This window comes from Cellvibrionales bacterium, assembly GCA_016713115.1.
Taxonomy (GTDB): domain Bacteria; phylum Pseudomonadota; class Gammaproteobacteria; order Pseudomonadales; family UBA7239; genus UBA7239.
In genome coordinates this window covers 1-12,952 of record JADJPU010000001.1, presented here as the reverse complement: position 1 = coordinate 12,952, position 12,952 = coordinate 1, and the positions used below count along the sequence as shown (strand labels likewise).

Genomic DNA, 12,952 nt, shown 5'->3' with positions numbered 1-12,952 from the left:
TGATGATGTTTGAGCGTATTGTTGATGCACTGCTGGCGTTTACATTTATGTATCCGCTATTGATGGCGTATCTGTGGATGTTTGGCGGTATTTATTATCGACTGCAATGGGAAAAGCATGATGGGGATGATTGGCAACATCCCAAACCCTTGCCGTTTTATCCGCATGTGACGGTGATGTTGCCCTGTCACAACGAAGGCGATTTGGTGGTAGAAACTTTGAGTTTTCTGCTGAATTTGGATTATCCCAATTACGATGTTATTGCCATCAATGATGGCAGCACAGATAACACAGGCGAAATTTTGGATGAGCAAGTTAAATTACACGATAAGTTGCGTGTCATACACTTGGCAACCAACCAAGGCAAAGCGATGGGATTAAACACCGCAGCCCTAATGACAGACAGCGAATTTTTAGTGTGTATCGACGGCGATGCCTTGTTGGATCGCAACGCATTGCATTGGTTGATGACGCATTTTATTGATTCGCCGCGTGTGGGTGCAGTGACAGGAAACCCACGCATTCGCAATCGCTCTTCGCTGTTAGGGAAAATTCAGGTGGGCGAGTTTTCCTGCATTATTGGCATGATTAAGCGTGCGCAACGCATATATGGGCGAGTTTTTACGGTGTCCGGTGTAGTTGTTGCGTTCCGCAAAGCTGCGCTCCAGCGTATAGGTTATTGGAGCCCAGATATGATTACGGAAGACATTGATGTCAGTTGGCGTTTACAGCTCGCACACTGGGATGTGCGTTATGAACCCAATGCGCTGTGTTGGATTTTGATGCCAGAAACGCTGAAGGGCTTGTATCGTCAACGCACGCGTTGGGCGCAAGGCGGTGCGGAAACTTGGCTGCGTTATTTGCCAAAAATGATGCACTGGAAAAAAAGACGCTTTTGGTTGGTGGCTCTGGAATACATTACGAGCGTTATTTGGAGTTACACCTTAACGGCCATTGCGTTGCTTTGGTTGCTCGGAAAGATCGTGCCACTGCCCGATTATCTCTACATTAAAACACTCTTGCCTGGTTGGACTGGAGTCATCCTCGGCTTTACCTGTTTGTTGCAGTTTTTAGTGAGTCTCATCATTGATTCCCGTTACGAGCGGGGAATTACGCGCAATTACTATTGGATGATTTGGTATCCGTTGGCGTACTGGATGCTCAATGTCATCACGACGGTAGTTGGTTTCCCGAAAGCAATTTTTAAGAAAAAAGGTCAACGCGCCGTATGGAAGAGCCCGGATCGCGGCCTACAGAGCCTCGACAACTGATTATCGAATCGCCTTCTGTACTTCGGCTGAAAGATCGAATTGCAGAAGTGGGATTTACATTATTTTTCTGGTTGCTCATGCTTTACCTGTGGCAGCCTTTTCTCAGTTTTTTGGCGTGGATGTTTCAAGCCTATGTGTTTTATCGGCATATGTTTGATCTTGGTGGCTATCAGGCATTTATGGAAAACGCCGTTAATTATTTGCGATTAATTTGGATCATTGACGGCACTTTTTTAATCTGGGCATTGCTCAACAAAGCGCGTTTTCGAAAAGTTGAACGCCGCAGTCGTGTGGAGAGTACATCAATTTTAGAGCATGCGATGTATTGCAATGTTGACGCCAAGGCAGTGGAGCAATGGCGCACTTATCGCCAAATGGTCGTGACATTTGGTGACGATGGTTATATTTCTGGCGCTACAGAAGAATCACTGGCTGCGTTTCAACAGAAACATTAGACCTGCAAACGATAACCAACAGCCGTTCCTTGAGGTCGATCCCTTTTTTCCAACCTATGGAAATAATTCTGGTTACTGTTTTTATGGGCTTTTTTCGTTATTCAACAACAGGAATCTCTATGTTTTCTAATTTGGGTGTTATTGAGATGATCATCGTTTGCGCCGTGCTCGCGGTGGCGAGTGGGGTGGTTGGTTTTTTTGTGGGTGTGCAGCGCAGAGATAAAGAAGCAAAAGCAGAGAGTGTTGTCTTACAAACAAAAATAGAACAACTGCAGCAGCAGTGTAATTCTGCTGAAGTGCGCTACGAAAAATTAAAGGCGCAACAAGATGAACGGGAGGCGAGTCACGCCCGCGAGGCAGCCAATTTTGAACAGCAAAAGAACAGCCTGAGCGAGCATTTCAAAGTGTTGTCTAACGAGATACTGGAAGCGAAGGCAAAAGCTTTGCAGGACAGCAGCAAGCTCACGCTCAATGCCGTGATGTCACCGTTTCAGCAGTCGATAGACAGCTTCAAAAAAGAAGTGCAAGAAATTCATCATCGCGAAACGACACAGCAAGGCGAGTTAAGAAAGGAATTGGAGCAGTTGAAGGAGCTCAATCAAAAAATCACGCTGGAAGCGCATGAGTTATCAACGGCACTGCGCGGTCAAAAAAAACTGCAGGGCAATTGGGGTGAGTTGGTGCTGGAAAATGTGCTCGACCGCGCAGGGCTGCAGTTGGGGAAAGATTATCAGCGCGAAGTCAGTATTACAGGAGAAGAGGGTAGGCAGCGCCCAGACGCTATTGTGTATTTACCACAGGGTAAGCATTTAATTATTGATGCCAAAGTATCGTTGAATGCCTATGTGCGCTTTGTGAATGCCGAAGATGAGATGGAGCGTGCAGCGGCGTTAAAGGAGCATGTATTAGCGGTTGGCAATCGCATTAAAGAATTGGCCGATCGCGAATACTATCGCTTGCCCGGATTGAATGCGCCTGACATGGTGTTTATGTTCGTACCAATTGAATCTGCTTTTGTAGAAGCGCTGAAAGCCGATGAGCAATTATTTCAACGCGCAATAGAAAATAATGTGTTGGTGGCGACGCCAACCACGCTGCTAACTAGCCTGAATATTGTGCGTCAGCTGTGGCGTTTTGAAGATCAAAATAAACATACCGCAGCCTTGGCCAGTAAGGCAGAGTCGGTATTTAATAAACTGAATTCCTTTCTGGGTAGTTTTGAAAAAGTAAAAAAAGGTATTGATGCTGCCTCTGATGCTTACAGCAAGGCGGAGAATCAGTTAGTAAGTGGTAAGGGTAATTTGATCAAGCAGGTGAGTGACTTTAAGAAATTGGCGCCGGCTATTCGCGCGGAGTTGCCAGATCATTTTGTTGAAAAGGGCGCGTTAGAGATAGATTTTGTTGGCGAGGATGAGGTTCAGTAGTCTAGAGTTTCGCTGATGTGATGGGCCAATAGTTTTTGGCCGTATGGCGTATAGTGGGTATCCAGCCATAGGTCAGTGCGCGGAAAACGCTTGCTATAAAAATACGAATGATGGATGCCGCCTTGCTGTAAACGGTTGGCAAGTTGATGGATAAGTAGCGATGGCTTTTCGTCTGTATTGACGGTCATTAGAAAAACAACATGGAATCGTGTATTTCTTTCTGCACAAAATACTCGGATAGATTGCAGCAGTTTCTCGGTGATTGTGATGCCATGTTGGTCGTAATCCGTTAGCGAAATCGCTTGTGATTGTTTGTTGGTGTTCTGGCTTGAAAAAATAATGCTGCCTAAGTTGTCGAGAACAAAATTGAGGAGCTGGCTTTTTTGTGACCAGGTGCGTTCTGGTGGTGGCTCTGTGATGGAAATCTCCTCTGGCATGATGTGTGGCACAGGGGTATTGGTTGGTTGTAGTTTATTGTCGATAACTTGAAACATCGGTTTTTGATAGCTATATCTTTCGGTGGCGATGTTGTCTTCGAAGTCGTTGTAATACAGCAATAGCACAACATCATCGTAACGATTGTTTGGAAATTGTGCCGTAAAGCGTTGTAGTGTTAGCCATTCTTGATCGGTGCCGTATCCCGGCACGCTCAAACTGTAGATATTGGCATTGGGATGTTGTTGGTTAAAAACCGAAGCGGCTGTTTCGTTATTTTCTACGCCCCATCCCCAACCGTATGAATCGCCCAGCAACAAGATGTTTCTTTTATTTGCAACGAAAGGTGGTGATTGATTGCGATAGCCCAAAGCATCATGAGCAACATGCACGATAAAGTCTTTGCTTATGTATTCAGATTGCGCGTTCGGTGTTCCTTTCCATCCCAATTCGGCGTCATACATAAACAGGCCGTTGCGTAGAGCGGGGCGTTTTCCTACGCCGTAGTCTGGACATGGCATCCAGACTCGAATAGCCCATTCTGCTAGCAGAAGACTGATGGCCAGTGAGGAAAATACAAGGGTGGTGTTGATCAGGAGTGCTCGCAACAGCTCGAGTATTCGATTTTTTTTGAAGTAGCTGAGGGGTAATGCCATCCGTAGCCTGAATAATCAAGCAGCCGCGTGAAACAAGGGCTGCTTGTGGTGAGATGTGTGGGGTAGGTTGTGCGTGGCTTCGCGTAGGCACTGCTTCGCACAAGAGCCGCAGCAACCGCAGTCCGCTCCTACGCCCAACTGCTCGCGCAGGTCTTTCATCGTGCGGGCACCGCCCTGCACCGCATCGCGGATGTTCTTTTCGGTGACAGCTCGGCAGACGCAAACGAACATACGAATAACCCAGTAAACATCAATGAGAGTTATTCTCGTTCGCGTTACTGGGTTTGTCAATCGTTGCTACCAATGTGGGATTGTAGGTAGTTAGCGGAGCCTACCTCACCGATCAGGCTGTGCTGAGTTTCCAGCCAATCGATGGTTTCTTCGCAGTGTTCCAGCAGCTCTTCGAGCAGTTCGCGACTGACATAGTCCTGCTGCACTTCGCACAACTGAATGGCCTCGACGAGCAGAGGGCGCTGACTGCCGGCTTCGTATTTCAGGTCGCCTGCCAAGCACTCTACGGGGGTCTCGCCGATCAACAATTTGCCGAGGTTTTGCAGATTGGGCAGACCCTCTAGGAATAGGATGCGCTCGATCAGTTTGTCAGCTTCTTTCATCACGCGGATGGATTGCTTGTACTCGTGTTCGTTGAGTTTTTCTAAGCCCCAGTTACGCAGCATGCGCGCGTGCAAGAAATATTGATTGATGGCAGTCAGCTCGTTTTTGAGCACTTTATTCAAGCACTCAATAATTTTTTTATCACCTTTCATGGCGCGTCTCCCATTTGTGATTGTTGATAGTTTTGTAGACCAACCATCTCAATCAAGCGAATTTGTTGTTCCAGCCAGTAAGCGTGATCGACTTCGGTGTCATCCAGTTGCACGGTCAGCATTTCGCGCGTGACATAGTCCTGTTCTGTTTCGCAGGCAGCAATAGCTTTTTTCAATTCGCCGACCACATGGTATTCCAGTGCAAGATCAGACTTCAGCATGTCAACCACACTTTTTCCAATCGTGAGTGGATTGCGCTTTTCCATTTGCGGCTTACCTTCCAAGAATAAAAGGCGCTGAATAATCGCTCGCGCGTGCAGTTTTTCATGTTCGGATTCATGCAGGCTTTTTTCAGCGAGTTTCTTCAAACCGAAATCAGCATACATTTCACCGTGGATCAAATATTGGTCGACGGCGGTTAGTTCGCCAACCAATAATTCATTCAGAATATTGATAATTTTTTTATTGCCTTTCATCGCTGCAGTCCTCGAATGGGAATGACTCGTATTATCACAAGTCATTGAATTTCATGGCTCATTTAGCGACTTTGCGCAGCGTGTTGTCAAGTTTTTTGATGGCGCAATCTTTCGAGTAATGCAGAAGTATCGCTGTTGCCATGTCCCATTTTTTGCAGGGTTTCATACCACAGATTGATTTGCGTTACGCCAGGCAATTCGCAATGAAAATCTTTCGCAGTTGAAAGTACGATGTCGAGATCTTTTCTTATTAAATCGACAGAAAAACCAAAATTGTATTCACCGCGCAGCATGGTGTGAGCGCGATTGTCCATCTGCCAAGATTGAGCTGCGCCTTGTGAAATCACTTCCAGCATCGCATCGGTATCAATGCCAGCCTGCTCGGCAAAAAACAAACCTTCGGCTAGCCCAGCAATCACGCCAGTAACGCAAATTTGGTTGACCATTTTGGTGAGCTGACCTGCGCCACAGCCGCCAATCAACTTAGCGCGTTTGGTATAGGCGGCGATAACCGGTTCTATGCGCGCAAAAATGGCAGCTTCACCGCCCGCCATCACGGCGAGCTGGCCTTTTTCTGCGCCTGCTTGCCCGCCCGAAATAGGGGCATCCGTAAAGTGCAGCCCGTGTTGTTGCGCGGTTGTCGCGAGTTCTCGCGCCACGCGGGCGGAAGTGGTGCTGTGATCCACTAGCACTGCGCCGGGTTTCATGTGAGGGAAGGCGGCGTGAGCCACTTCGCGCAGCGCATCGTCGTTGCTGACGCAGGTGAACACCATGTCCGCGCCGAGTGCGGCGGCGGTTACGGAATCCACACATGGCAGCTTGTACTGTTGCTGCCAGCGTTCGGCGCGCTCGGCGTTGCGATTGAAGGCTTGTACTTTGTGCTGCGCGCGCACCAAGTGGCCTGCCATAGGGCCGCCCATGGTGCCGAGTCCAATCCAGCCGATGGTGAGTGTCATGAGCGTGCCTCGCAATGGGGTAGAATCTGCATTCTGAACTGTATCCACCAATAGGAAAACCGCACATGGGTCATATCGCTGTTTACAACGCCACGGCAAAAATTCCCGCTGAACAAGCTTGGGAAAAATTGAAAGACTTATCGCTGGCGCACAACTATGTGCCGAACATCACCAAGTGCACGATCACCACTGCGCAGAAAGAAGGCGTAGGTGCCAGCCGCCGTGTGTCGGGCCCACAACAGGCTTTGGATGAAACGGTTGTCGAGTGGAATGAAGGGCGTGGCTTTGTGATCCGCCTGCACAACGGCAGCAAGCCAGCCAAACCTTTTGGTGAAGCAAAGTTTACTTATCGCATCGATAAAATTGATGACAAGTCGTGCAAGCTGACTTGCACCATGACTTACGAAATGGGCATGGGTGTTTTTGGCAGTATTTTGCACGGTTTGTTTATCGGCAATTTAATTCGCGGCAATATCCGTGATGTCGCATTATCAATGGCGTATTTCTACGAAACTGGCAAAAAGCCATTGAAAGAAGATTTAGTGCGTTTGCGTGCGGATGATAAGAAGCATGCCAAGCCTTTCCCTTGATAAGCTAAGTTTTGATAAATATTTCCACGAGGAGAATTGTTATGAAAAAATCATTGAGTAAAAATTCTTTGCTGGCTGCAGTAACAGTTGCGGGTTTTGTGTCTGCGCCATTGCTCAATGCATCAAGCAATCCGTTCAGTAATACAGAGCTGGCTTCAGGGTTTAACTTGCATGGTCATCCAGACTTGAAGTCGGGTGGTGACGCGGAAAAATGCGGCGAAGGTGATGCAAAGGTTTGCGCAGAAGGCAAATGCGGTGAAGATAAAAAAGCCTGCATGGAAGGCAAGTGTGGAGAAGGTCAGTGCGGCGCTCAGTGTGATGACGGCAAGAGCGAAAAGCCCAAAGCCGATGCACCTAAAACAGAAGCACCCAAAGCACACGACGACAAAGCGGCCGCAGAAGGCAAATGTGGCGAAGGTAAGTGTGGCGAAGGCATGATGAACTGATAGGTGTCTTTGGCAGAAACAGCAACGCCCGCTGGAGCTGGTCTTGGTATACGGCGTGCGTTGCTGAATGATTTATCCAACGCAGGAAGCGTTGTCGATTTCTTAGAAGTCACGCCGGATAACTGGATCCACACTGCCGGCACCTCACTCAAAAAACTTCATGCACTAACCGCGCGCTACCCAATGTTGGCGCATGGTTTGTCGCTGTCGCTGGGCGGAACAGATCCGCTAGACAGCGATTTCATCGCGCAATTAAAAACTTTTCTGGATGCGCACCATGTGCATACCTATAGCGAGCATCTCAGCTTTTGCAGCGCAGAAGGGCATCTGTATGACTTGATGCCGATTCCCTTTACCGATGAAGCGATAAAAAATACTGCGCAGCGCATCCGTCAAGTGCAAGACATGCTGGAGCGGCGCATTGCAATCGAAAATGTCTCCTACTACGCCGCACCGTTTCAACAATTATCAGAAATAGATTTTATTAAAGCTGTGTTGGATGAGGCGGATTGTGATTTGTTGCTGGATGTCAACAATGTGTTCGTCAACAGTATCAATCACGGCTACAAGGCAGAAGATTTTATTCGTGCCTTGCCTACAGAACGCATTGCCTATTTGCATGTGGCCGGACATTACACGCAAGCCGAAGATTTGCGTATCGATACGCACGCCGCGCCCGTTTGTGATCCGGTGTGGGATTTACTGGCATACACCTATCAGCAACATGGTGTAAAACCAACGGTGTTGGAGCGCGATTTTAATTTCCCGCCGTTTGCAGATTTATTGGCAGAAGTACAACAGATACGCGCTATTCAGCAAGAGGTGCAGAGCGATGGCTGATCTGCGTGAACAGCAATTGCAGTTTGCTAACCATCTGCGCAATCCTGAGTTATTTTCTGCTCCAGAAGGTATGGATGAGCGGCGTTTGCAGGTGTATCGCGATTTGTTTTTTAACAACATCATGCAATTGTTGGCGAGCACTTTTCCGGTGATGCGCAGTATTTTGGATGATGCTCAGTGGCGGGCATTGGTGAGAGATTTTTATACGCTGCATCGCTGTGAAACGCCGCTGTTTCCTTGGATAGCTGGAGAGTTTGTTGGTTATTTATTCGATGAGCGAGACGGTGCAGGCGATTTTCCTTTTCTGCAAGAGTTGGCGCATTACGAATGGAGTGAGATTGCGCTGCGTCATGAGGCAGATTGTGCGGTAGAAGTTGCGCGTGTAGGCGATAAACCTGTGTTATCGCCATTGTGCTGGATGTTGAGTTATCACTACCCCGTGCATCGCATAGGCAAAGATTTTTTGCCGCAGCAAGCAGGAGCGCTGCCTACTTGTTTGCTGATGTATCGCAATGCAGATGATGAAATAAAGTTTGTGGAATCCAATCCTGCAACCTTTCGTTTGTTGCAGTTGTTGATGGATAACGAGTTAAAAAGTGTGGAAGCGGTTGCAGCGCAGCTGGTAAAAGAAATGCAGCGTGCAGATGCTACTGCATTATTGACGATGGTAAAAAATACGCTGGCGCAATTCGTCAGTGATGGTGTGCTGCTGGTTTGATTACATTCTTGTTTTATAAGTCGGCGCCAGATAAAACCCGCGCCGCGCCGACATCTTTTTGCGGCGCATCAAAACTCGGAATGCCAATTATTAAATCCGCTTTGCCATCGCTGTTGATGTCGCCAGTACTCACGGCTGCGCCGAATAAATCACCGAATGTATCGCCGTACACTGTTTTGACCGGTGCGTAAGTCGCGCCATTCCATACCGTGGCGCTGCCCGTTTTTTTGATGCTGTTGCTGTCGTTTTGCGATGCGCCGGCGATGATGTCCAGCGTGCCATCGCCGTTTACATCACCCAGCGCCACGCTGCTGCCCAGCCAAGCTTTTTTCACCGCGCCGAACTGTTTAGTCGATAACAATTCGCCGTCGCTGCCGCTAATCACACTGATGCTGCCGGTATCTTTGGTGCGGCTGTCTGCGTCATCATCCAGCGGTGCGCCAACAACAATATCCGCGTAATCGTCGTGATTGATGTCCGCACTCGCTACAGCTTTGCCAAACCGCGCTTTTTTGTTGGTGCCGAGTTTTTGCAGTAATTCCGTGCCGCCACTGTTGTACGCACGCACGCTGCCCACGCCGTTTTCATCTGGCGCACCGACGATGATGTCGGCCACACCATCGTTATCCACATCGCCCGCTGCCACGGCAGTGCCTGCATGTGCGTTTGTTGATAGTCCGTAAAAACGCTTGCGGCTTTGCAGTGTGTTGCCATCAAATACCGTGACGCTGCCCGCTGCTTTTTGTGACGAGGCAGGGCTTTTATCTTTCGGTGCACCGATCAACACATCGGCGTACTCATCACCATTTACATCACCCAAGGCTACCGCCGAACCAAAGCCGGTGTTTTTCGTCGCGCCCCAGAAGGTATGCCTGCGCTCGCTCACACCGCCGTACAACACCGTGACGCTGCCAACGCGCAGTGCCGTGGCGTTGGGCGCGCCGACCAATACATCCATAAAACCATCGTTGTTGATGTCTGCGTTGCCAGCCACTGCAGTGCCCATGGCATCGTTTGTGGCAGCGCCATTAATCGCTATCAACACTACACCTGTTTTGCCAGAAATCACTTCGGCACGGCCTGCGTTTTTGATAATTTTTAGCGGTGGCGCAGCAGGAATGTCGTACCCCGGCATGCCGATGGCGTAATCGCCATAACCGTCACGGTTTACATCACCAGCAAATGCAACCGCTGAACCGGCTTTAGCGCTTTTGATTGCGCCGACAATATCGTCGGGCATTGGCACCGGGTCGTCACAGGCATCGCCAGTGCCATCTGCGTCGTAATCGAGTTGGTTGATGTTGGCGACGAGCGGGCAGTTATCCGCAGCGTTATCTAGACCATCGTTATCGGTATCGCCATTCGGCGTGTTGTCACATACATCACCAATGCCGTCAGCATCCGTATCGGTTTGCGCGGCGTTAGCTGTAGTTACGCAGTTATCAGCATTATCACCAATGCCATCTGCGTCAGTATCAACGGATTCCGTTGCGTCCAGCGGCAATGCGTCGGCAATATCGGCAACGCCATCGTTGTCATCATCGCTATCGCACGCGTTGCCTTTTATATCGCTGTCTGTATTCAATTGATCGGCATTGGAAACAACCACGCAATTGTCTGACACATTATCAATGCCATCGTTGTCTGCATCGCCATTGGGTGTGGGGTCTGTGTTGTTGCCGATGCCATCACCATCGGTGTCAACAGATTCAGTCGCATCCAGTGGCAATGCATCGGCAATATCGACAACACCATCGTTGTCGTCATCGTCGTCACACGCGTTTCCTTGTGCGTCACCATCCGTGTTTAGTTGATCGGCATTAGCAACAGTAATGCAGTTATCCAATAAATTATTGACGCCATCGTTGTCTGTATCGTTATTGGGTGTGGCATCACACACATCGCCTATGCCATCAGCATCCATATCGGTTTGATTTGGATTGGCTACAGCAACACAGTTATCTGTGTTGTTGCCGATGGTGTCGTTATCTGTATCCGCAGATTCATTTTCATTTAGCGGAAATGTATCCGAAATATCCAGAACGCCGTCATTGTCATCATCGTCGTCGCAAGCATTGCCCTCCGTATCCCCATCATAATTTTCTTGATAGGTATTGGCTAACAGTGGGCAATTATCGTCACCATCGTTAAAACCATCACTGTCGCGATCGCCTTCGCAAGCATCACCTATCGAATTGGCATCGGTATCTTCTTGAGATGGATTGAATATCCATGAGCAATTATCTACGCCATCTTCAAAGTTATCGTTGTCATCATCGGTATCGGCGTTATTGCCGATGCCATCGTTGTCAACATCAAAAGATTCAGAACTGTCGAGTGGAAATACATCAGCCATATCGACAACGCCATCGTTGTCATCGTCGTTGTCGGCGTTATTGCCTACACCATCGACATCCGTATCCAGCGTTTCGCTAGCATCAAACGGAAACGCATCACTGGCATCAGGCGTGCCATCGTTATCGTCATCGGTATCTGCATTGTCACCAATGCCGTCGTTATCAATGTCTTGAAATTCAGAAGGGCTGAGCGGAAACAGATCGCTGCTATCCAAAACGCCATCGTTGTCATCATCACTATCAGAAAAATTGCCAATGCCGTCATTGTCGGTATCAACACTGAGAGCGATACTGATACTTAGAATCGAGGAAATGCCGCCTTTCAACAACAAAACATAAGCCTTGATACCTGATTTGATCAGTGTCGGCGCTCCTGCTTCTGCACTCTCATCAAGTCGAATAGAAGATACATTGAGGTCATTGCTATTGACTGTTCCATCACCATTGGCATCCAACACTTTTTCATACAGCTGACCACCAGAGAATGCATCCAACACATTGAGATAGCCAGAACCAAGGCGGCCGCCGCATTGATCTCCGCCTGGAATGATTGATGAAAAAATAATGCGATCGTCATCCAGCACGGGAGCGGTCACTACTTTTTCACCCAGTTTGGTTGCGCCGACCATCAAGTCGATATACCAGCCCCACTGTGAGGAATAATGAACTGCATTGGTAGATGTACTTCGGGCTGCATAGCCTTCATTTGCGAATACCTGTTGCTCTAATTCTGAACGCTTCAGGTGGTTGTCACTGCCCGTGTCTAATACGCCGTAAAAACTGTCAACTTGCGGAGCAGAGTTCGCAGAAAAACTCTTATCGGTGTTCTCAAAATATTTTCCAGTGCCGAAATACAGCATGGTTCCCAAGCCGTCGGGATGCTCGCCCAGTGTGATGCCACCTGTGATGGCTTGCTTGATGCCAGTTGGATCTGTGGCGGAAAATAATTGTGTTCCGGCGGGAAAAGCACCGGCAAGACTCACATCAAATTTCCAGAGGTTTCCTTGTATATCGCCTGCGTAAATGGTTGTGGCGGTGCGCTGTGCATTGAGCTTGATTTGCACCGTCATCATGCCATTGGCTGATGCTGTGTCGCCTGCATCGGTGAACAGAATGTGGTAGTCAGCAGGGTTGGCGAGATTGACCACGAATACACTGGCAATATCGGATGTGCTGTCTAAGCCATTGGCGAATACGGCATACCATTGGTTGTCTGCAAAACGCGCAATGATGGGTTTGCCGTAAGTTCTGCCCAATTCAGCATGAGAAAATTCCCATTGCACATCAGACGCAGTAAAACTGGTATCGCTTATATCCAGTGCATAGACGCTGCGTCCACCTGCACCCAATGCCCCTACTAGATAGGTTTTCCATGAACCACCCCAAAACACATCGCTGGCAGTGGCATCGCCATCGACAAACAATCGATGCTCATAATTTTCTTGTGTGAGGTTAAATAATTTTTTCTCAGTTTCTCCAGCGTCTTTTATGTAATTTTTATTAGTGTCGTTCCATTCTTCATAAACGCCACTGGGAATAAAAGCCATCAGTTCTAAGCCGG

General features: G+C 48.4%; 12 protein-coding genes and 1 pseudogene. 7 read left to right on the top strand and 6 right to left on the bottom strand.

The window, feature by feature from the left end:
- Positions 1-2 precede the first annotated feature (2 nt).
- From pgaC to IPK30_00055, 3 genes and pseudogenes are all read left to right on the top strand, one after another.
- Positions 3-1,271 carry a poly-beta-1,6 N-acetyl-D-glucosamine synthase gene (gene pgaC / locus IPK30_00065; protein ID MBK8101735.1) on the top strand — a complete coding sequence of 423 codons (1,269 nt, stop codon included), beginning with the start codon at positions 3-5 and terminating at the stop codon, positions 1,269-1,271.
- Complete coding sequence (gene pgaD, locus IPK30_00060; protein MBK8101734.1) at positions 1,229-1,726, top strand: poly-beta-1,6-N-acetyl-D-glucosamine biosynthesis protein PgaD; 498 nt, start codon at positions 1,229-1,231, stop codon at positions 1,724-1,726. Before pgaC ends, pgaD begins: the two co-directional genes overlap by 43 nt.
- Before the next feature lie 302 nt (positions 1,727-2,028).
- Positions 2,029-3,150, top strand: a pseudogene (locus IPK30_00055) (DNA recombination protein RmuC).
- On the opposite strand, the gene IPK30_00050 reads toward IPK30_00055, so the two are convergent.
- From IPK30_00050 to IPK30_00030, 5 genes are all read right to left on the bottom strand, one after another.
- Complete coding sequence (locus IPK30_00050; protein ID MBK8101733.1) at positions 3,144-4,106, bottom strand: SGNH/GDSL hydrolase family protein; 963 nt, start codon at positions 4,104-4,106, stop codon at positions 3,144-3,146. The pseudogene IPK30_00055 and the gene IPK30_00050 sit on opposite strands and share 7 nt — an antisense overlap.
- A gap of 150 nt (positions 4,107-4,256) precedes the next feature.
- On the bottom strand, positions 4,257-4,472 hold the full coding sequence (locus IPK30_00045; protein ID MBK8101732.1) for a bacterioferritin-associated ferredoxin: 216 nt from the start codon (positions 4,470-4,472) through the stop codon (positions 4,257-4,259).
- A gap of 56 nt (positions 4,473-4,528) precedes the next feature.
- Positions 4,529-5,008 (bottom strand): bacterioferritin, encoded by a 480-nt coding sequence (bfr, locus tag IPK30_00040; protein MBK8101731.1) that lies wholly within the window; start codon positions 5,006-5,008, stop codon positions 4,529-4,531.
- On the bottom strand, positions 5,005-5,484 hold the full coding sequence (gene bfr / locus IPK30_00035) for a bacterioferritin (GenBank protein MBK8101730.1): 480 nt from the start codon (positions 5,482-5,484) through the stop codon (positions 5,005-5,007). Before bfr (IPK30_00035) ends, bfr (IPK30_00040) begins: the two co-directional genes overlap by 4 nt.
- An 86-nt stretch (positions 5,485-5,570) precedes the next feature.
- Positions 5,571-6,440: an NAD(P)-dependent oxidoreductase gene (locus IPK30_00030; GenBank protein ID MBK8101729.1), complete on the bottom strand. Its 870-nt coding sequence runs from the start codon at positions 6,438-6,440 to the stop codon at positions 5,571-5,573.
- Positions 6,441-6,505: 65 nt separating this feature from the next.
- Between IPK30_00030 and IPK30_00025 the strand changes: the two genes are divergently transcribed.
- The 4 genes from IPK30_00025 to IPK30_00010 are packed head-to-tail and all read left to right on the top strand — an operon-like array spanning position 6,506 to position 9,034.
- Positions 6,506-7,030 (top strand): SRPBCC family protein, encoded by a 525-nt coding sequence (locus IPK30_00025; protein ID MBK8101728.1) that lies wholly within the window; start codon positions 6,506-6,508, stop codon positions 7,028-7,030.
- 41 nt (positions 7,031-7,071) lie between these two features.
- Entirely contained in the window at positions 7,072-7,476 is a 405-nt protein-coding gene (locus tag IPK30_00020; GenBank protein MBK8101727.1) for a hypothetical protein, read from the top strand.
- A 9-nt stretch (positions 7,477-7,485) separates the two neighbouring features.
- Entirely contained in the window at positions 7,486-8,316 is an 831-nt protein-coding gene (locus IPK30_00015) for a DUF692 domain-containing protein (protein ID MBK8101726.1), read from the top strand.
- Positions 8,309-9,034 carry a putative DNA-binding domain-containing protein gene (locus IPK30_00010; protein MBK8101725.1) on the top strand — a complete coding sequence of 242 codons (726 nt, stop codon included), beginning with the start codon at positions 8,309-8,311 and terminating at the stop codon, positions 9,032-9,034. Before IPK30_00015 ends, IPK30_00010 begins: the two co-directional genes overlap by 8 nt.
- Positions 9,035-9,047: 13 nt before the next feature.
- Here the strand turns inward: IPK30_00010 and IPK30_00005 are convergent.
- Positions 9,048-12,952 (bottom strand): thrombospondin type 3 repeat-containing protein (locus tag IPK30_00005; GenBank protein MBK8101724.1); only part of this gene is annotated, 3,905 nt, incomplete at its 5' end.